Source organism: Agrobacterium sp. OT33 (assembly GCF_017313365.1).
GTDB lineage: Bacteria > Pseudomonadota > Alphaproteobacteria > Rhizobiales > Rhizobiaceae > Agrobacterium > Agrobacterium rhizogenes_A.
The window spans coordinates 176,445-194,536 of the sequence record NZ_JAFLMZ010000006.1; the positions used below are offsets into that span (position 1 = coordinate 176,445).

Below are 18,092 nucleotides of genomic sequence, written 5' to 3' on the forward strand. Positions count from 1 at the left end.
ATTCCGCTTTTACGTCCGGACAATGCGTAAAAACAAAGACATAGAGAAGGATCAAGACCGATGAAAATCGCCATCGACCCCCACATGCACCGTTTCACCAGCCTCGATGAGCTGCCCGCCAAGGTGAAGGAGCTTGGCTTCGACTGGATCGAACTCAGCCCCCGCGCCGATTTCCTCGAATGGTTCAAGGCGCCGCGCGTCTTTCCCGAGCGGATCAGGTCCTTCAAGAAGGCGCTGAAAGACGCCGATGTCGGCATCGCTGCGCTGCTGCCGATGTATCGCTGGGCCTCAAATGATGAGACCGAACGGCAGGCGGCGGTGAAACACTGGAAACGCGCCATCGAGATCGCCATCGAACTGGAGGTCGACACGATGAACTCCGAATTCGGCCGCGGCCCGCATCCCGACAAGGGTTCATGTTATTGCTGCCATACCGGCTCGATGATCGAGGCCTGCGAGGATGCCTGGTGGCGCTCGATGGAAGAACTGGTGCCGATCTTCGAACGAGAAGGCATCAACCTCAATGTCGAGCCGCATCCGGAAGACTGGTGTGAGACGCTGCAGCCGGCGCTGGACATCATCCGCACCGTCAATTCGAAGAACGTCAAATTCCTCTATTGCGCGCCGCACACCTTCTATTTCGGTGACGACACCAAGGCGATGCTGCGCGAGGCGAAGGATGTGCTCGCCCATGTGCATGTGGGCGATACCTTCAACCACAAGGCCAGTTCCGGGCTGCGCTACATTCTAAATCCGCCCGGCACGCAGGCGCGGGTGCACCAGCATCTCAATATCGGCCAGGGCGAAGTGCCGTGGGACGACTTCTTCAGCACACTTTCCGAAATCGGTTTCGACGGAATCATGACCTCCTGCGTCTTCGCCTGGGAAGACAGGGCCGATGAATCGAGCCGGTTCATGCGCAGCAAGATGCAGGACTATATCGACCTCTATTTCAAGAAATAACGCGGCAAACCGGCGCTGAAGCTGAGGCGGACCAAGCCTCCGGCCACGGCCATTGGCAACATCAAATGGAAAGACGACTGACATGATCAACGGAGAAAGACTGATTTCACGCCCGCTGCGCTGGGCCATGGTGGGCGGCGGACGCACGGGACAGGTGGGTTACAAGCACCGCACCGGCGCCTTGCGCGACGGCAACTACCAGCTCGTCGCCGGCGCATTCGACCTCGATGCCGAAAGAGGCCGTGACTTCGGCGTCAATCTCGGCGTTGCGGCGGAACGCTGCTATGCGGATTACAGGGCGCTGATTGCCGGTGAAACGGCACGCGAAGACGGTGTTGACGTCGTCTCCATCGCCACCCCCAATTTCACCCACTATGAAATCACCAAAGCCTGCCTTGAGGCCGGGCTGCATGTCATCTGCGAAAAACCGTTATTCTTCACCGTGGCGGAATGCGACGAGGTGGCGCGGCTGGCCGAACAGAAGGGCCTGATCGTCGGCGTTACCTATGGTTTTACCGGGCACCCGCTCGTCCACCAGATGGCGGCCATGGTCAAGAAGGGAATGCTGGGCGACATCCGCATCGTCGACCTGCAATATACCCACGGCTTCAACGCCGGTGACGATGTGGACGCGGGCGAGGCCGTCAAATGGCGCACCAATCCCCGCACCGCCGGCCCGACCTTCGTGCTGGGCGATATCGGCACGCACCTATATTATCTCTCGGAAGTCGTGCTGCCGCATATGAAGGTGAAACGCCTGCTCTGCGACCGCAAGGCTTTCATCCCCACCCGCGCGCCGCTGGAGGACCACGCCACCGTTCTGATGCATTACGACAATGGCGCACGCGGCCGTCTCTGGGTCTCCTCCGTCAATGCCGGTAATATGGGATCGCAGCGTTACCGCTTCGTCGGCTCCAAAGCCTCGCTCGAATGGTCAGATTCTCATCCCGACCAGCTGATCTACGAGGTTCAGAGCGAACCCGGCCGCATCCTGCATCACGGCATGCCCTATCTGGAACAGGAAAGCCTCGCCATCGACCGCATGGGCGCGCTCCATACCGAAGGTCTCGGTGACAGCTGGTCGAACATCTATCTCTGGATCGCCCAGGCTATCGACGCGGCAAATCGCGGTGACAGGGCTTTTCTGAAAACCCACCATTATCCCGGCATCACGGCCGGCACCGAAGGCGTTCGCTGGCTGGAAAACTGCGTCCGCTCGGCCGATGCCGGCGCCGCCTGGGTCGATTTCGCATAACCAGTTTGGGGGCGCGCCGGACCACTCTCCCATCCTCCTCTTCCTCAAGCGCGTCCCCATGCCTCTTCCGAAAGATGAAACGATGAAACTCGCAATTTGTACTGATGTCATGGCAAGCCTGTCCTTCACCGATATGCTCGACAAATGCGTCGCGCTCGGCGTCGAGGGCATCGAGATGACCGGCGGCGGCTGGTCCAGCGGCCCACATTTCCGCGCGGACGAACTTCTGGCGGACAGGGGGCTGCTCAAGTCCAGGCTGAAAGAAATCGAGGCCCGCGGCCTCGAAATCGCCGCGCTGAATTGCTCCGCCAATCCGCTCGATCCCGGCGACATGGGCAGGCGCCACCTGAAGGAAATGCAGGACACCGTCCGACTGGCAGGCGAAATTGGCGTGACGAAGATCGTCACAATGTCCGGCCTGCCGGAGGCAGCGCCCGGCGACACGGTGCCGAACTGGCTCGTCTACACCAAGAGCTGGCCGAACGAGATGCCGGAGCGCGACCGTTATCAATGGGAAGACCGCGCCTTCCCGCTCTGGCATGGGCTCGTGAAGCTCGCCAAGGAAGCCGGCGTCGAGAAATATGCGCTCGAGAATTTCTCGGCCATGCTCGTCTGGAACCCGGAAACCCTGTTCCGCCTGCGCAACGAGGTTGGCCCGGCGGTGGGCATGAATCTCGATCCCTCGCACCTGATGTGGATGGGTGCCGATCCCATCGCCTCTGCCCGCGCACTTGGCAGCGCGATCCATCATTGCCATGGCAAGGACACCCGCATCGAACGCGGGCTGGCGGATGTGAACGGCCTCCTGGAGCTGAAAGACGTGACTGACGTCGCCAACCGCAGCTGGAACTATGTGGCTGTCGGCGCCGGCCGCGACCTGCAATGGTGGAAAGAGTTTTTCTCCGTGGTGCGCATGGCCGGCTACAATGGCTGGGTGAGCCTGGAAATGGAGGATTTCACCATGTCCACCGAGGCAGGCATCCAGTCCTCCATCGACGCCCTGCAAGCGACCATCAGCCGCTGAGACGAGCTCCCGGGCCGCAGAATGCGGCCCGGCACCGATCGCACTACGAGGATGCCATGACCAACCCGATCACCATCACCACCGCCCCCTGCTGCTGGGGCGTCGATGACGTCAAAAACCCCCATCTGCCCCATTGGGAAAAGGTGCTGGATGAGGCGAAGGCTGCCGGTTTCGGTGGTCTGGAACTTGGCCCCTACGGCTATCTGCCGCTTGATCTCAAACGCGTTTCACAGGCGCTGGACGAGCGCGACCTGAAGATCGTTGCCGGCACGATCTTCGACGATCTGGTCTCACCTGACAACCGCGACAACCTGCTACGCCAGACCGACGATATCTGCGCGCTGATCACCCGTCTGCCGAAACCAGAAACCCATACCGGCCAACACTTTTCCGCCCCCTACCTGACGGTGATGGACTGGGGCCATGATGAGCGAGACTATGCCGCCGGCCATTCCGACCGCGCACCGCGCCTCGATGGCGACGCATGGAGCGGCATGGTCGCAAACATCCGCGCCATCGCAACGCTCGCCCGCGACAAATATGGTGTGCGCGCCACCATCCACCCCCATGCTGGCGGCTACATCGAATTTGCCGATGAGTTGCAACAGATCGGTGAGAACATTCCCGCCGATCTGGCGGGCCTCTGCCTCGATACCGGCCATATGGCCTATTCCGGCATGGACCCCGTCACCACGCTTCGCAAATATTGGGACCGTGTCGACTATATTCATTTCAAGGATATCGACGCAACGGTTTTCGAAGAGGTGATGGCAGAACGCATCCGCTTCTTCGACGCCTGCGCCAAAGGCGTCATGTGCCCCATCGGTCGCGGCTCAATCGACTATCCAGCCATCCGCAGCCTTTTGACGGAACTCGGCTATGGCGGCTATATCACCATCGAACAGGAGCGCGACCCGCGCAATGCCGGCGGCATTCTGGATGATCTAGCGGCCAGCAGGGCGTTTCTTGCTGAGTGTGAGTTCTAATATCAAACCCTAAACAGCCTTCTACGCCCATTCTTTCTTCCGGAAAACGCGATCCCCACAAGATGCTAAGATTTTTACTCACTCCCGATATTTACAACCCTCGCGATAAAATCATATGCTGCATAAATCTAGATTGAATCATCGCGGAATGAGGGAACTGCACTATGCATTTGGTAACAAAATCATACTTCAACACCTTTTGTCAGAACTTCGGTGCACCATACTCAGACAGCAAGAATTTCGAAGCATTTGCAAATTATTGCATTTTTTCAAAATATACTGGCGATAGTGTTGAAATTTCTGACCTTGTCTACGACGGCGCCGATCCGGGCATTGACGGAGCTTTTCTTTACCTTGACGACCGTGCCGTAATGTCTCTCGACGAATTAAGCGAGATATTTGAAGGTTCAAGGCGTGAGTATTCTGTGTCGGTTGTGTTTACACAGGTAAAATCATCAACCTCTTGGAGCAAGATGGAGGTGGACTCCTTTATAGCCGCCGTCGTGGATCTTCTCTCGGATGAACCTGCACAGCCACATGCACCGCATCTTGCAGAATTTCGATCGATGTTCAAAACTGTCTTCGATAACATAGGCCGAATAAAAAATGGCCTCCCTGATCTACACGTCTATTTTTTGACAGCGGCACCGGATACGGATGCTCCTGAGATAAATGCTGCATTTTCGATAGGAGAAAACTCACTAAAGAAGCTGGGCTATGCCCATGACACGCGATACGTCAAAGGTCACAGAGACTTTATTCACGATCTTTGGCTCTCTGCTGATGGACCAGTCGAAGCGCGGCTCCCAACTATCGGATACGCACCCTTTCCTGCTGCACCAAATATAAACAACGCCTATGTTGCGACAGTTCAGGCCCGAAACTTCATAGACACCGTCTTAAAAAGCGCCGACGGAACACCGAGAAAAAAACTCTTCGAAGAGAATGTTAGAGACTTCCTTGGGGTTGATGCAGACGTCAATTCTGAAATTGCCAGTACCCTTGATGAAGCAGACAAAAAGTCGCGGTTTGGCTTGATGAATAACGGAATAACGATCGTCGCGTCCAGCGTACGACCAGCAGGCCAAGAAATCTTCATACGCGATTTTCAAATCGTCAATGGCTGCCAGACTTCTAACGTTTTGATCTCGCTAGATGAAAAGGTCGATGCGAGTGTTAGCCTCATGGTGAAGCTTATTGAAGCAGATGAACCCTCTGTAATCGATGACATCGTAAGAGCAACAAACAGACAGTCAAAAGTCGAAGATGCGCAATTTATATCGACCCTTGATGTACTGAGAAAACTTGAGCAATATTTTAACGCTCGAGGTGCTTCTGAAACGAACCGCTTATATTTTGAGCGCAGAAAGGGGCAATACGCACCAGAAAATGTTGTGCCTGTTAGGGTATTTGACGTGCGAGAGACGGCGAGGTGCTACGCTGCGATCACAATGATGCGTCCGGATTTGGCAAGCCGTTATCCAAATCGATTGACAGGCGAACTGTTAAACGACGTCTTCAAGCCAGGATCACCAGAAGAAACCTACTACACCGCTTGCTTTGCTCACTATCGCCTAAAGATGCTTATTTCCAATAAGAAATTTGATGGCAGATACTCTAAGTTGCGTTGGCATTTGATGTGTGCCGCTTCAAAATATTGCTCTGAGAACTATAAAAATCTTGGTTGCAAAACAAAGAACGAGGCCATTTATAGCTTATTTTCCTCGAACGAAGGTGTCTGGTTCGATCGACTAAACGCTTTGGTCACAGCAGCCATTCCTGATCCGGACATCTCGCGGGATCTACTGAAATCACCGCCGCTAACCGCTACTATTCTTTCAAATGTGGATGCATTGCAGGAAAATGCGTCATTCGCTTAGCAGGAGGCCTCGGCGCAAAAAAACGCGGGCATTGCCGCCCCGACAGCCGCCTCCTCGAAGACTTTCTAATTGAGACGATATGGGAATCATTTGTAAATGGCGGAGAGGGTGGGACTCCCGCCTAATCGTTGAATAGCCCAGAAAACGAGGGTCTTTAAGCTGCCGAGTTGATGTAGTGTGTACCAATGCTGTGTACCGCGCTTTTAGACGCTTAGCCTACGCGACGCAACTTTGCCGCAAGCTTACATTCATAGAAATGTTGCGATTGATAGGTGCGGTCTGTATCACAGTCGCAAAGACCCATTGACGATGGGCAGATTTCGCATGCGTTGAATTGAGGATTGGATGGCAAAAGCACTTTTGAAGCGGGTTTCAGAACGTAGAACTGAGCACCTTCTAAACGATTTGCTCGTTTCTCAGGGCTGGGACCTGCGGCGTCCTCCACTCGGCAACCTGCTTCTGCAAAACGAATACAAAAATTATCCCGACCTGTCAGAGGCGTTAGCCTCTGCAAGTAAAACAGGAAAGTCCTTCGGGATACCTGAAGCTATCCTGATCGATCCGGCCACCACGCTTCCGATCGCTGTAATCGAGGCAAAACCGCGCTTTGAGCAGATAGAGCAGGCGACAGTAGAGGCACAGGGATATGCTGACGCACTCTCTTCGGCAGGAGATACTCCGCTCGCCATAGCTATATCGGGAAATTCAGAGGACGAGTTCGTTCTCCGTGTATTCAAGAAAAAAGTTCGTGGCTGGGAACCGGTTACCTATGACGGCTCGCCTATATCTTGGATTCCTAATCCATCAGACGCGGCGCGGGTACTAAACCCCACGGGCCCAAGTGAAATTAGACCAACTGTCCCTCCAATCGAAGTGCTGGCCGCAAGAGCTGATGAAATCAACCGCCTCTTGCGCGAGGCAAGAATTAAGGACGAATTCCGGCCCGCCGTTGTAGCCGCGATAATGCTCGCGCTTTGGCACTCGAAAGGGCAAATTCGCCGAGAGCCGCAGTATATCCTCCGAGACGTAAACGAGGCCTGCAGAGATGCGTTTATTAAAGCCGGCAAAGCTGACTTAGCACGTAGCCTTCGTGTTGATGAGGCAAATGAAAAGCTTCGCCTCAAGGCTCGCCGGATAGCAAAAATTCTCGAGCGCCTAAACGTTACAGTATTAACAGCTGAGCACGATTACCTCGGGCAGCTTTACGAGGCGTTCTTCAGATATACTGGCGGAAATACCATAGGTCAGTACTTCACCCCAAGACATATAGCCAGACTTATGGCTGACGTCTGTGGCGTTACCAAAAATGATGTGATCATCGATCCTGCCTGTGGAACGGGAGGTTTTCTTGTCGCATGTATGGATCGAATTTTAACTGAGCACCATCTGTCACGCCAACAGATGGTAGACATCGTGAGCAAGAATCTAATTGGCTATGAAGATGAGCCCGTTACTGCGGCGTTATGCGTAGCGAATATGATCCTTCGCGGTGATGGCTCTACGCGCGTTTATCGTGCCGATAGTCTCACAGCCGTCAGTTTCCCTCAAGATGCCACAACTGTTGCCCTCTTAAATCCTCCTTTTCCACACCGCAAAACCGATACCCCCGCTGAGGCCTTTATAGAAAGGGCTCTCGATAGCTTAGGTACTCGGGGTAAAATGGCTGCCATCATGCCGCTTAGTCTCCTCGTCAAAAAAGAGAAAGAGGGTTGGCGTGAGGGATTGCTACGTAAGAATACTCTTCTCGCAGTTTGCCAATTGCCCGACGAGCTATTTCAGCCTTTCGCGAGTGCAACCACTTGTTTCGTCGTGATGGAAAAAGGCATTCCTCATGGCAAAAACCGCAAGACGATGTTCGCACGTATTGAAGAAGACGGCTATCAACTGAAAAAAGGCACTCGTGTCGAAACGCCCTTGGCCAAGAATCAAATCCCTCTGGCGCTAGACGCAATAATCAATGGGACTGAGCGCCCAGGCTTCAGCACCGCTGTTGCAATCTCTGGAAAAATGGAATGGTCACCCGGAGCGTACATTGAAAGTAAGCCCGCAGAGGATAACGAATCCAAAATTGCAGTGGATACGCTGCTACGGAGATTGGCCTCTTTCTACACACGCTATGCTCCGGAAATACTGGCACAGCGGAATGCGATACATTCAGGCGAAATTGAGCAAGTTGATTATCGCGTTCATGTCTCGAAGGCTAAGTTGGCCAACTCCGCCTTGATATCAGGAAACGCAGATGAAATCGGAAGTCATTTCGACATACTTTACGGTTTCGGGGAAATCGAATCTCGTGATGGCATAGCCCCAGGCAGCACCCTCATAATATCGCCAACTGAGCGATACAATGGGTGCTATGGCTGGCTCGAATTTCCGAAAGTCATAAAGCCTCCATTCATAACAGTGGCTCGAACTGGGAGCATTGGTGAAGCGTTCGTACACTTAGAGCCATGCGCGCCAAACTCTGATTGCTTGATTTTACTACCGAAGACTGAACGATTTTCGTCCATCCCGGAGCTTCTTCTTGCAGCTTCGGCTATAAGACTTGAGAAATGGCGATACAGCTATGGCAGAAAGATAACACCCAGTCGAATTGCGTCCGTAAAACTTAACCACGCGAGAGACGTCACAAGCTATGTAGACGAAATATGGGTCCGATTTATCGACGTCATTAACTCTTCACTAGCGCCCTATGTCCAGAGGGATCATGGGCAAACCCCCGCGAATGCGATCGAAGCTTACTACGACAAATTGGACGTCGAGGCCATTCAGACTGATGACGACGACGAAATAGTCTCGTGGAATGAGATTTGATACCCATGGCCTTCGATATCACGATCCGAAATTCTGCGGTGAAGTCTCTTCGCCGAATTACTAAAAGTGCACAGAAGGACATCCGGGAAAAGGTTGACGCTATGAAAGCGGAAACAGTAATCGAGGATGCGATTAAAGTAGTAGAACTGAAAGATGCATTTAGGGTGAGAGTCGGAAATTACCGTATTATTTTTCGGTATGGACAGTCTCCGGGCACAATTGAGATTATTGCGATAGGGGACCGAAAGGACATCTATCGAGGCCTTTGAGCCTCGCGTAGAGCCGATGCTTAGAACGCAGTGATAAGCTATATTCGGTCTATATAGTACACTTTTCTGTTGTCCTGATCTTCGCCGGTAGGCACGCTTTGGGTATTTCTCCGAGCGCCCTCCAATGGCCTACCAGTTCGCCCGCATTGAAATTTTTGCCCGTTCCGATAAGGCGGGGCGAACCACGGATTTCATCTTTGATGAGGTCACGCGGGTTCCCTCGGCATCGGTGCATGTCCAATCCCCGAAGCCCCCGGAAGTCGTGTACGGCCTCGACGTGGACGTGCTGCGCACGCTGCATGACGAACGGGCCGCGGCGGCCAAGACGCCCCGGACGGACAAGAACGGCAAGACGACGTTTAAGGCGATCCGCAAGGCGCAGAACACCCTGGCAGCCGTCGTATTTAGCCACCCCGCGACGATGGAGGAATACCGCGCCAGCGCCGACGTCCGCCGCGACGTCCAGAAATGGGAGCGGGCCTCGATCGACTGGCTTCGGGAACAGTACGGGGATCGGCTGGTGTCCGTCGTGCGGCACACTGACGAAAGCCACCCGCACGTACACGCCTATCTGCTTCCCGACGATACGGAGATGCGGGCTGGGCGGTTGCACCCCGGCTATGCCGCGAAGAACACTGTTATCGACGGCGGGATGCTTCCAGGCGAAAACAAGAAGGCTCTCGATAAGCGGGCGAACCGCGCATACATCGGGGGCCTGCGGGCGTGGTTGGACGATTACCACCAGCGGATTGCCGTTCCTGCCGGCTTGACCCGCCTCGGTGCCGGGAAGCGTCGCCTGACGCGTGCGCAATGGCATCAGGAGAAGGCGCAGGCGGCGGCACTCAAGCAGGCCGTAGAGCGGGCTGCCGTCGTAGAAGCGAAGGGTCGCGCCTACATCGAGAACACGAAACGTAAGGCGGCGGCGATCAAGGCGGACGCCGCAAAGGTGAAGGCTTCGGCGGATCGCCTGAAAGGCGTCGGCGGGGCCGTCCGTGCTGTCCTCGACGGAGCGCGGGAGTCCTCTCTACGTGAGAGTGTCCGTCAGGAATATGCCGCCGAGATCATTGCCGCGAAGGCTGCCGTGGAAAAGGCCAGAGCCGCCGCCGGTAGAGAGCGAAACTCACGTCGTGAGTTTGAGCGAAAGGCTTCCGATGCAAGTTACGCATTGCGCCAACAGCGGCAACGTCTCCTCGCTGCGCAGCAGGAAATCCGGACTTTATCCAAGGCACTCGCCGCCGCGCTGGATGAGCCGGCACCGACACCAGCACCGGGAGGGATGACGCCATGAAGGACGTCGGCGAAGAGATTTTTTGGCAGAACGCCCGTGCGGTCACACGCGATATCGGAATGTCCCACCTCGACCCGGCACATGGGGCGGCGGTGGAAATCGTGCGGTGGTGCTTACGACACCGAGGACGTCCGACACACCACCGGCAGACCTTTTTAGAGGCGGAGTCTCCACCACTTCTCGCCTACCTCGAAACGCTGGCGACGTCAGGGGACGCGGCAGGCTGGCGGTCGCTGGAACAGCGTATCCGGTTGCATGCAGAACTCCCGCGGGACGGCGACATGCAACCGTGTCGCCGGCCATGGTTGGCCGCGATCTGGCACACGCTCCCCGAACTCGCGGGGATCGGCCAGACGATCCTTGACGGCGCGGACGAACCCAGGAGCGTGGCGGATTTCGAAGTCGTGCCCGCGCCGACCGATACCGACGCGAAGGCCAGCGACGGCGGAGACGACAAGGGCAGCGCGGGCAAGGCCGGATCGGCAGGAACTACGGCGAAGCCGAAACTGTCGCCGCGGCTGGTCCTATCGGTCGTCGCTGTGGTGCCGACCGAGGCCGAGATGAAGGCCCTCGATCTCGGCGACGACGCCGACGCGAAGAACGATACCACGCCTGACGGTCCAGAGGGGCCGACAGGTCCCAAACCAGGAGGCTCGAAATGATCGACTACATAGCAAGTTTGTTTCAGGAACCTCCTGACTCGAATCTAGCTTGGCAGCTTGTCAAGGCGGTCTTGCCGACGGACACGACGTCACCATGGGGGCAGACGTTGCAGGTATTCACGTCGGCGCTCTTCGGGTTCTGTTCCGTGATTCTCGGCTACGGTGTCATTTCTGGGCTCGTGCAGTCAGCGTATACCGGGAAAACGCTCGGTGACCGCTGGCATCAGATATGGACGCCGTTGAGGGTGATCGTCGGTTTGGGACTCCTGATTCCGACGCCGTCGACGGGGTACTCGCCAGCGCACTACCTGCTGCGCGACGTCGTTGCGCGCGGCGGTATAAATCTGGCTGATGCGTCATGGGGGGTCTTCGTCAAAACCGTGGCCTCGGGGGAGACGACAATCCGCCCGGTTTCGTCCTCGGGATCGACGGTCGCCATGGCGGTCCTGCAACACGAAATATGCGCTGCCGTCTACAATCAAGCGGGTTCCCTGTGGGGCTGGCAAGCACCGTTGCCCGAACCGGCCGGCGACGTTGCAGGCCTCGGTATCCCTGGTTACGAGAAGAAGGTCGTATGGAGTTACGGGCCAACCTGCGGGCATTTCTCGTATACGGTCCCCGACAACCGGGAGGGCTTCTCGAACGCACGGCGTGAGGCCGTCAAGGAAATCATTTCCGCCTACAGGACCGAAGCTCAACGTTACGCGACGCTGGCCGCCGAGACTTCGGGGCTCTCGTCCGCCGACGCCATGACGCGGGCGCTTGGCAGCAAGGGCCTGTCCCTGACGATCGTGCAGGATATCCGCGCCCGTGGGGCAGCGTTAGACGCGAAGATTTCCGAAGCGGCCAAGACGGAGGCGATGACGGTCGAAAAGGAGTCGCGGTCGAAGTTGGTCGAGAACGCGAAGCTGGAAGGCTTTCTAAGTGCGGGCACGTACTTCCGCGCGCTGAGCCAGATCAGCGAGTTGACGACGGCGCTTTCGAACGAGACCTTGGAAGACGTCGCACCGCGGACGGATGGGGATTTCGGGCTGGCGCTGGATCGGGCCTTCGCCGTCCTTCGCCTCCAGGTATCCGGAGAGGCCGACAGAGTGTCCCTGTCCGCCAACGATTTTGCCGCGGCGGGGGATGAAAGCTCTAACTTCCTCGTGAAGCGCCTTGCACCGATCTCCCGTAGCCTGGCCGAGTGGGGCGCTTCGCCATCGGCGAAGTCCGGTGACGCCATGTCGAACATGATCTCTTCCGGACACGCTATGATCTCCATCGCGTGGACGGCGCTGGCGGCGGGTGCAACGCTCATGGTGACATCCTCGAACTGGTTTTCATCGGCTCTCGGCGCTGGCGGTGCTGCGTCCTACCTCTTGGATTGGGGAAATTGGGTCGTCGGCGGGCTGTTCTTCATAGGTACTGTAAGGGCCTACCTGATACCCGTCTTGCCGTTCATCTTCATCATGGTCTCCGGGATTGCCCTGGTCGCGGCATTGCTGGAAGCCATGATCGCGCTGCCGCTCTGGTGCCTGAAATGGATGCGAATGGATAACGGACAGGACTTCGCCGGCGAAAGCGTCCGCATGGGCCTGCTGATGACCGTCAACATTTTCTTACGTCCGTCGCTCGCCATCCTGGCGTATTGCGGCAGCTACCCGGTGTTCAATGTCGTGCTGCGTACAATGGATTCGATGTGGGCCACGGCGTTCCTCGGACAGACCGGCGGAGCGATCGTCGGCCTCATCGGGTTCTTGGTGATGTCCATCATCCAGCTTTACCTAACCTGGTACCTGAGCTTCAAGCTCTTCGGCCAAAGCTGGGCGCTGCCTGACGGCGTCCTGAGGTGGCTGGGGCTTCCGGGGACGGCCGGCGAGTCGAGCCTCGCGGCGGGTGCTGTCGGCGGAATGTTCGCGGTTGCCACACGCGGACAATTGCCGAAGACTGGTCTTCCAGGGCTTTCGAAAAAGGGAGGGGAATCGAAATGAACAACCGAAGGAAACTGACGCTGGCGGTGGGTGTGGGGACTATCGCGATTGAGCTCGCCTTATTTGCCCCCCTGTTGTTCCTGTTTGTCGAGGGACTGCCGCTCATTGAGGCGTTCGCACAGAAAATGGCCCAGGGCGGCGTCGGTATCGGTGAGAAAAGCATGCTCTTCGTATCGGTCCTGGCGACACTGTTGCTGTTTCTCGGGGTTGGTCACAAAGCTTCGGACTATCTCCGTTCGCGTATGTGCTGGGCACTGGTCCGCCATTTCCACGGGAAGGGCTGACGTCATGAAAAAGCTACTTCTCTGGACGGCTGGCGGGCTTGGTCTGGCGACGATCAGCGGGCTCGCTGGACTCGCGCATCTGTCGGCATCGATCGTAACTTTGACGGCGTTCTGCGCCGTGCCGGCTCTCCTTGTTTTGGCGCTCGAAGCCCTGTCTCGCAGAGGGGTAGCGCGATGAGATGCGTAGCAATTGCCGTCATCCTAGCGGCAATCTCGACGGGGAGCGTCAGCGCCGAAACCTTCCGGTTTCCCGCTGCGGCACGGGCGGCTTATGGTGTCCCGCAGGTCGACATTGCCATGTCCATCTACATCTACATGCACCCCGATTGCGCGGGCCGCTGGTCCGTCGATTACCCGGCGGGCTTCACTTTTCGGCGCGGGGGACCGAACGGGGGGAACCTCTACGGCAATCCCGGCAGGGGTTCGTATGACGTCGCCATAAAAACAGACGCCTGCCCGTCGCGGAATTCTGATTACGTCGATCCGCCGCGCACGACTTGGCACAAAGTTGTCGTTTACTGAGAGGTTCCATGAAAACGATCCTGACTATCCTTTTCCTCGCTCTGGCGACCCTACCGGCTAACGCCGGTTCTATCCTCGACGCCATGGAGCCACCCGCCGACGCGCTACGCGTGGAGTTCACCAGTCCCGACACTTCGCCAACCGAACGCCTCAAGGCAGGCCAGCCGTTGACCGTGGGCGTCGTCGTCACCAGGTCGACGGGGGCCGTGGAGGTCATGCCGACAGCAAAACCTGATTGGATGACCTACGACGCTGCCGCTCGCCAGTTCTCAGGGGTTCCCGTACAGGGTGAGCATGAGCTCGCCGTGCGGGTGACTGATGCCGGAACGGGGCAGTCCGCTACAGGCATTCTGTCCTTCAATGTCGAGTCGAGGTGAGCGGATGGAAGCCAGAGAGTTCACGGACGGCGAACTTGAGTTCGTTATTGACTCCCTGACGGGAGCGATATTGACGTTAGAAGGGAGACCGCGCGCACGCCAAAACAGTAGGCGGGTATCGCCTCCGGATGAGTTCGACTTCAGCAGCTACACACCAGAAAGCCCGACCTTGCTCGGATTTCGTGACGAAGACCCCCGCATTGACGAACAACTGACCTATGCCCGCAACGTCCTCGATCGGCTCTTGAGCGAACGGGATCGCCGCCGCGCCGTGACCGTCCAGCGCATATGCGAATGGGCGGAATACGGCCTACCCAGAGTCTCGCAGTGAGATAAGCGCCTACTACGGGCGCGCAGGCGAGGCCGTACAGCACCTTTCCTAGTTTCGACGATGCAAACCCCATCCCGAAACCGTCATCTGTGCGGTTGGCCTCCGCGAGATGTCTCATGCTCCATTGGAGGAGAGGGACGCCAGCTTGTCCCTGACCTGTTCGAGGTCATAGCCCTTGTCGAGAAGAACCAGTGTGGCGACGGATCGCACCAGTTCCACGGCGTCCCGAGTTCGGGCGTCCACGTCGCAGTCCGGCGCGAGCTTTCCGATGTAGACGCGCATCATCCGCTCCAGGCCGCCGCCTTCGACGGCTGCCAGATAGGCGTCTGCGATGGTGCGGGCATCGGGGCGGCGGATGGCTTTCGCCTTCCGCCGGTTCTTCGCCGCATACGCTGCCTGACGCTTCTTGTGGTCCAGTGCGATGTCCGCCATCGTCTCCTCACCGCCGCATGATGGCGAGGGCAACGGCGGTCGCGTTGTCGCCATGGGTATTGTCCAGTCCCTTCCAGGCCGTTCCTTCGGTCAACGCGTCGGCCTGACGCGAGAAGTCGGCGGCGTGAAGCATGGCGGCCAGTACAGAGAGTTCGCCCGTTGAAAGGACGCCGGCGATTTCCTTGGCCCTTGTGACCAGATGGCCGACGTCCTTGTCGTTCGCCGCCCGGAACCGGCTGCCATAGTCGTCCCAACTGCCGCACCGGCTGACGTCGAAACCGAGCTTGTGGGCGATGTCCTCGACGGGATCGAGGGTTTTCCAAGTGTTGAAATCCATTCTGTTACCTCATGTTTTCGATCTATGTTTATGGTCTCACGGCGTGAGATCGGCGGCAAATAAAAAATCACGCCGTGAGATATTTTCAGGCAGCACGGATGAATGCGCGGCGGCCGGCGACCTCGGCAGCGCGACGAGCCTCGTCGGCGCTGGCGGCGGTGTCGGAGGCGATTGAGTCGCAGCCGTCAACAATCTCCCAAGAGAATGTCCCATCGTCGCAATACGTCACAACAAGATCGAGTACACGACCGTCACACGCCAGTCCGGCGGCTTCACCGCACACGTTGGCGTCAGGTTTCCAGCCCATGAAATACAAGTCCATTTCAATTCTCCTGTTTACGGTTGAGAAGCTTGTGGCCGAGCTTGGCGGTCAGGGTGACCGGCAGCAGGAGCCAGAGGATGATGTTCGTCACCTCGGCGGCCTCGGGGGCCTTGGTGGCGATGACGTAGAGGATGGCAAAGGCTGCGACGGCGATCGGGAAGCCGAGGAGGCGGAGTGCGAGCATTTGTGTGTCCTCTCGTGTTTCAGGCTGTGGCTTGTTCGAGGCGTCGGAAAGCCTGAATGCCATCACGTTGAAATTCGTGCTTCATGTCGTCGGCAGCGCCTGGGATGCGGGAACGCCGGACAAGGTGGCGAGCGGAGGTCTTGGGATCGAGCCGGTAGAGCGAGGCAAGGTAACATATGAGGCCGCCGAGACTATCGCGATGATTAACCTCTTCGATCTGAATAGCGAAGGTTAAGCCCGGAATGGTTGTTGTTTTGACCTGCATCGGAGCGCCTTTTACCTCTGTTTTCACTACCCTTTCTTTTTATCACAGCGTGAGAATCGAGCCCAGGGAATAACGCGGCATGGTTGAGTTGTGCCGGAGGAGCGGTTAACGGGATCGGTAGGATTTTAGGGATTCTGAGATGAAAGCCGTGCTCCCTGTTCGATCCTGCCGGAGGCGAGGTCGAACCCGCGCGCAGCGCGGTCTTCTGATGCTCCCCGTCCCGATGCCTCCAAGACGGCCGGTGCTCGCAGCGGCAGTCACCCCGCAGGGGCCGCAACGCAGTGAAGGACGCCTTTGCGTTGACAGAGCGAGAACGCTGGCAGGCTCGGCGGTGAGGGTGGGGAAGTGGATTCAGGGGCATCTTGACCCATCTGAACGGCCAAACGTGCTGTACGAGGCTCTATGCGCGCTCGTACAGCACGTTTGACATCAAAATGGACCCGTGGGCCATTCAAATGCGGGAACCGTATGTGATGTGAGAATGAGCGCATTGGAGCGACAAGCATAGCGTTCCCCGATATCGGGGATGACGTGGTAATTCGCGCATGCCGAGACCGGAAGCAAGGGTAGCCGCAGGAGCGCCAGCATGGCGACCCGGAACGGGTGGCGCGGGACCGACTGCCCCCGGCGAGGTATTCCGTTCAGGCAACCGCCTTGTAGAGTTCGACCGGTTCGAGCGGACGGGCCGCGGGGAACACCGCGGCGGCTTCCGCAATCACGCGGGTGATGCGACCCCTCGAACCGTGACGATCGGCGAGACGTCGGAGACGGTCGAGCGCATAAGCCTTGGCGAATGCGGTATCCCTGTCGGCGCGATCCGCCTCGCGCCGCTCAGCCTGACGGGCGAAGGAACGTTCTGCCCGGAGCCGTTGATATTCGGATTCGAGCGGCGCGGCATCCCGCTCGGTGGCTTCCACGGCTGCGTCAAATCCTTCCTCGCCGCCGAACTCGACGCGTGACAGGAAGGTGGCTGCGAGACCGTGGCGCATCCAGACGCGCCACATGGGCGCTTCCACACGGCCGACGACTTCGTCGGTATCGTGCAACACCTGCTCGCCACCTTCGCCGTCGCCGGCCAGCGAGGGAATGTCGAGCTTTTTGGCGAGCGCGGCGGAGACGACGCAAGAGCGCGTTCCGGGCATGGTTTCCATGTATTCCCGCCAGCGGGCGAACATCGCGGTGTCGCCGTCCGCCGCGGCTATGGCGATATCCCACGGTGTCAGCGACGTCTCGGCCTTGGTCTGGTCCTTATGGCCTCCAGCGATCTCCCACGCCATGCTGCCCTTGGCTGTATAATCGCTTGCGTCGGCGGCGTCCCGCGCAACCCGGACATGCCAGCCGTGCCGATCCGAAACCTTGCCACCTCTGGCGCGGACTTGCTCAGCGTAGGCCCTGGCGATCCAAGCGCCAGCCGCTTCTGCACGCTCGTAGGCGTCGGGAAACTCGTAGAACTCGGCACCCTCGCCGTCGGGGCCGTCCACCATGACGGAGAGGTGTTGATGATAGTGCCAGCCGTTCGCCACGCTATACGTCACTTCCTGACCGACGACGACGCCGAGAATACCATAGTCCCTGACCGCCTTCGTCCAGGCGCGGCCCTTGCGGGCGGTGCTGGAGGCGGACGCTACGAGGCCCTTGATATCGGCAAGCGACATGTCGAGCGAGTGGGATGCGGTAAGGACCACGAGAGCCGCGCGACCTCCGCGCTTGAACGTGGCATCGGCAGCAGCCTGAACACGTTCGGCTCGGTCGTGAGCTTTCTTCGTGGCACAGACGGGGCAGAGCCACGGCGAGCCACATCGGAAGATGCCGGAAACGCCGGCGCGTATCTCGCCCGTCTCGGTCGTGGTGCGGAGGTGGATATTGACGCTGGTGGCGTCGTGTCCGGGCATACCGCAGCCGACGACGGCGGGACCGCGAGCAC

Annotated in this window: 19 protein-coding genes; 13 read left to right on the forward strand and 6 right to left on the reverse strand. The window is 57.9% G+C overall.

What is annotated here, in order from left to right:
- The first annotated feature begins 60 nt into the window (after nucleotides 1-60).
- The 13 genes from JZX88_RS15825 to JZX88_RS15885 all read left to right on the forward strand — a co-directional run bounded on the left by JZX88_RS15825 (nucleotide 61) and on the right by JZX88_RS15885 (nucleotide 14,628).
- Nucleotides 61-963: a sugar phosphate isomerase/epimerase family protein gene (locus JZX88_RS15825; RefSeq protein WP_206914113.1), complete on the forward strand. Its 903-nt coding sequence runs from the start codon at nucleotides 61-63 to the stop codon at nucleotides 961-963.
- Nucleotides 964-1,045: 82 nt separating this feature from the next.
- A complete protein-coding gene (locus tag JZX88_RS15830; protein WP_206914114.1) occupies nucleotides 1,046-2,218 on the forward strand; it encodes a Gfo/Idh/MocA family protein in 1,173 nt (390 codons plus the stop codon).
- An 82-nt stretch (nucleotides 2,219-2,300) separates the two neighbouring features.
- Nucleotides 2,301-3,242 carry a sugar phosphate isomerase/epimerase gene (locus JZX88_RS15835; protein WP_206914115.1) on the forward strand — a complete coding sequence of 314 codons (942 nt, stop codon included), beginning with the start codon at nucleotides 2,301-2,303 and terminating at the stop codon, nucleotides 3,240-3,242.
- A 56-nt stretch (nucleotides 3,243-3,298) separates the two neighbouring features.
- On the forward strand, nucleotides 3,299-4,228 hold the full coding sequence (locus tag JZX88_RS15840; RefSeq protein ID WP_206914116.1) for a sugar phosphate isomerase/epimerase: 930 nt from the start codon (nucleotides 3,299-3,301) through the stop codon (nucleotides 4,226-4,228).
- 164 nt (nucleotides 4,229-4,392) lie between these two features.
- A complete protein-coding gene (locus JZX88_RS15845) occupies nucleotides 4,393-6,108 on the forward strand; it encodes an AIPR family protein (RefSeq protein WP_246753491.1) in 1,716 nt (571 codons plus the stop codon).
- A 345-nt stretch (nucleotides 6,109-6,453) separates the two neighbouring features.
- Complete coding sequence (locus JZX88_RS15850) at nucleotides 6,454-8,922, forward strand: class I SAM-dependent DNA methyltransferase (protein WP_206914117.1); 2,469 nt, start codon at nucleotides 6,454-6,456, stop codon at nucleotides 8,920-8,922.
- 5 nt (nucleotides 8,923-8,927) lie between these two features.
- Complete coding sequence (locus JZX88_RS15855; RefSeq protein WP_206914118.1) at nucleotides 8,928-9,191, forward strand: type II toxin-antitoxin system RelE/ParE family toxin; 264 nt, start codon at nucleotides 8,928-8,930, stop codon at nucleotides 9,189-9,191.
- A 124-nt stretch (nucleotides 9,192-9,315) separates the two neighbouring features.
- Nucleotides 9,316-10,479, forward strand: a complete 1,164-nt coding sequence (locus JZX88_RS15860) for a plasmid recombination protein (protein ID WP_206914119.1) — start codon at nucleotides 9,316-9,318, stop codon at nucleotides 10,477-10,479.
- Nucleotides 10,476-11,141 (forward strand): hypothetical protein, encoded by a 666-nt coding sequence (locus tag JZX88_RS15865; RefSeq protein WP_206914120.1) that lies wholly within the window; start codon nucleotides 10,476-10,478, stop codon nucleotides 11,139-11,141. Before JZX88_RS15860 ends, JZX88_RS15865 begins: the two co-directional genes overlap by 4 nt.
- Nucleotides 11,138-13,114 (forward strand): DotA/TraY family protein, encoded by a 1,977-nt coding sequence (locus JZX88_RS15870; RefSeq protein ID WP_206914121.1) that lies wholly within the window; start codon nucleotides 11,138-11,140, stop codon nucleotides 13,112-13,114. The genes JZX88_RS15865 and JZX88_RS15870 overlap by 4 nt, the downstream gene beginning before the upstream one ends.
- Nucleotides 13,111-13,398, forward strand: a complete 288-nt coding sequence (locus tag JZX88_RS15875; RefSeq protein ID WP_206914122.1) for a hypothetical protein — start codon at nucleotides 13,111-13,113, stop codon at nucleotides 13,396-13,398. Before JZX88_RS15870 ends, JZX88_RS15875 begins: the two co-directional genes overlap by 4 nt.
- Nucleotides 13,399-13,928: 530 nt before the next feature.
- A complete protein-coding gene (locus JZX88_RS15880; RefSeq protein ID WP_206914123.1) occupies nucleotides 13,929-14,297 on the forward strand; it encodes a hypothetical protein in 369 nt (122 codons plus the stop codon).
- A 4-nt stretch (nucleotides 14,298-14,301) separates the two neighbouring features.
- Nucleotides 14,302-14,628, forward strand: a complete 327-nt coding sequence (locus JZX88_RS15885) for a hypothetical protein (RefSeq protein WP_206914124.1) — start codon at nucleotides 14,302-14,304, stop codon at nucleotides 14,626-14,628.
- Nucleotides 14,629-14,742: 114 nt separating this feature from the next.
- Here JZX88_RS15885 and JZX88_RS15890 read toward each other — a convergent pair whose 3' ends face one another.
- From JZX88_RS15890 to JZX88_RS15915, 6 genes are all read right to left on the reverse strand, one after another.
- Nucleotides 14,743-15,114: a hypothetical protein gene (locus JZX88_RS15890; protein WP_206914125.1), complete on the reverse strand. Its 372-nt coding sequence runs from the start codon at nucleotides 15,112-15,114 to the stop codon at nucleotides 14,743-14,745.
- On the reverse strand, nucleotides 15,068-15,397 hold the full coding sequence (locus JZX88_RS15895) for a hypothetical protein (protein ID WP_206914126.1): 330 nt from the start codon (nucleotides 15,395-15,397) through the stop codon (nucleotides 15,068-15,070). The genes JZX88_RS15890 and JZX88_RS15895 overlap by 47 nt, the downstream gene beginning before the upstream one ends.
- A gap of 85 nt (nucleotides 15,398-15,482) precedes the next feature.
- Nucleotides 15,483-15,719, reverse strand: coding sequence for a hypothetical protein (locus tag JZX88_RS15900; RefSeq protein WP_206914127.1), 237 nt, complete (start codon nucleotides 15,717-15,719; stop codon nucleotides 15,483-15,485).
- Nucleotide 15,720: 1 nt separating this feature from the next.
- Nucleotides 15,721-15,903, reverse strand: coding sequence for a hypothetical protein (locus JZX88_RS15905; protein ID WP_206914128.1), 183 nt, complete (start codon nucleotides 15,901-15,903; stop codon nucleotides 15,721-15,723).
- Nucleotides 15,904-15,922: 19 nt separating this feature from the next.
- Nucleotides 15,923-16,195 (reverse strand): hypothetical protein, encoded by a 273-nt coding sequence (locus tag JZX88_RS15910; protein ID WP_206914129.1) that lies wholly within the window; start codon nucleotides 16,193-16,195, stop codon nucleotides 15,923-15,925.
- Between the two features lie 614 nt (nucleotides 16,196-16,809).
- On the reverse strand, nucleotides 16,810-18,060 hold the full coding sequence (locus JZX88_RS15915) for a hypothetical protein (RefSeq protein WP_206914130.1): 1,251 nt from the start codon (nucleotides 18,058-18,060) through the stop codon (nucleotides 16,810-16,812).
- Between the last annotated feature and the right edge of the window lie 32 nt (nucleotides 18,061-18,092).

What these genes read in the sequence shown, in the direction of transcription:
- JZX88_RS15825 (WP_206914113.1), top strand. Translation starts at nt 61, where the DNA reads ATGAAAATCGCCATCGACCCCCACATGCACCGTTTCACCAGCCTCGAT.
- JZX88_RS15830 (WP_206914114.1), top strand. Translation starts at nt 1,046, where the DNA reads ATGATCAACGGAGAAAGACTGATTTCACGCCCGCTGCGCTGGGCCATG.
- JZX88_RS15835 (WP_206914115.1), top strand. Translation starts at nt 2,301, where the DNA reads ATGAAACTCGCAATTTGTACTGATGTCATGGCAAGCCTGTCCTTCACC.
- JZX88_RS15840 (WP_206914116.1), top strand. Translation starts at nt 3,299, where the DNA reads ATGACCAACCCGATCACCATCACCACCGCCCCCTGCTGCTGGGGCGTC.
- JZX88_RS15845 (WP_246753491.1), top strand. Translation starts at nt 4,393, where the DNA reads ATGCATTTGGTAACAAAATCATACTTCAACACCTTTTGTCAGAACTTC.
- JZX88_RS15850 (WP_206914117.1), top strand. Translation starts at nt 6,454, where the DNA reads ATGGCAAAAGCACTTTTGAAGCGGGTTTCAGAACGTAGAACTGAGCAC.
- JZX88_RS15855 (WP_206914118.1), top strand. Translation starts at nt 8,928, where the DNA reads ATGGCCTTCGATATCACGATCCGAAATTCTGCGGTGAAGTCTCTTCGC.
- JZX88_RS15860 (WP_206914119.1), top strand. Translation starts at nt 9,316, where the DNA reads ATGGCCTACCAGTTCGCCCGCATTGAAATTTTTGCCCGTTCCGATAAG.
- JZX88_RS15865 (WP_206914120.1), top strand. Translation starts at nt 10,476, where the DNA reads ATGAAGGACGTCGGCGAAGAGATTTTTTGGCAGAACGCCCGTGCGGTC.
- JZX88_RS15870 (WP_206914121.1), top strand. Translation starts at nt 11,138, where the DNA reads ATGATCGACTACATAGCAAGTTTGTTTCAGGAACCTCCTGACTCGAAT.
- JZX88_RS15875 (WP_206914122.1), top strand. Translation starts at nt 13,111, where the DNA reads ATGAACAACCGAAGGAAACTGACGCTGGCGGTGGGTGTGGGGACTATC.
- JZX88_RS15880 (WP_206914123.1), top strand. Translation starts at nt 13,929, where the DNA reads ATGAAAACGATCCTGACTATCCTTTTCCTCGCTCTGGCGACCCTACCG.
- JZX88_RS15885 (WP_206914124.1), top strand. Translation starts at nt 14,302, where the DNA reads ATGGAAGCCAGAGAGTTCACGGACGGCGAACTTGAGTTCGTTATTGAC.
- JZX88_RS15890 (WP_206914125.1), bottom strand. Translation starts at nt 15,114, where the DNA reads ATGGCGACAACGCGACCGCCGTTGCCCTCGCCATCATGCGGCGGTGAG.
- JZX88_RS15895 (WP_206914126.1), bottom strand. Translation starts at nt 15,397, where the DNA reads ATGGATTTCAACACTTGGAAAACCCTCGATCCCGTCGAGGACATCGCC.
- JZX88_RS15900 (WP_206914127.1), bottom strand. Translation starts at nt 15,719, where the DNA reads ATGGACTTGTATTTCATGGGCTGGAAACCTGACGCCAACGTGTGCGGT.
- JZX88_RS15905 (WP_206914128.1), bottom strand. Translation starts at nt 15,903, where the DNA reads ATGCTCGCACTCCGCCTCCTCGGCTTCCCGATCGCCGTCGCAGCCTTT.
- JZX88_RS15915 (WP_206914130.1), bottom strand. Translation starts at nt 18,060, where the DNA reads ATGCCCGGACACGACGCCACCAGCGTCAATATCCACCTCCGCACCACG.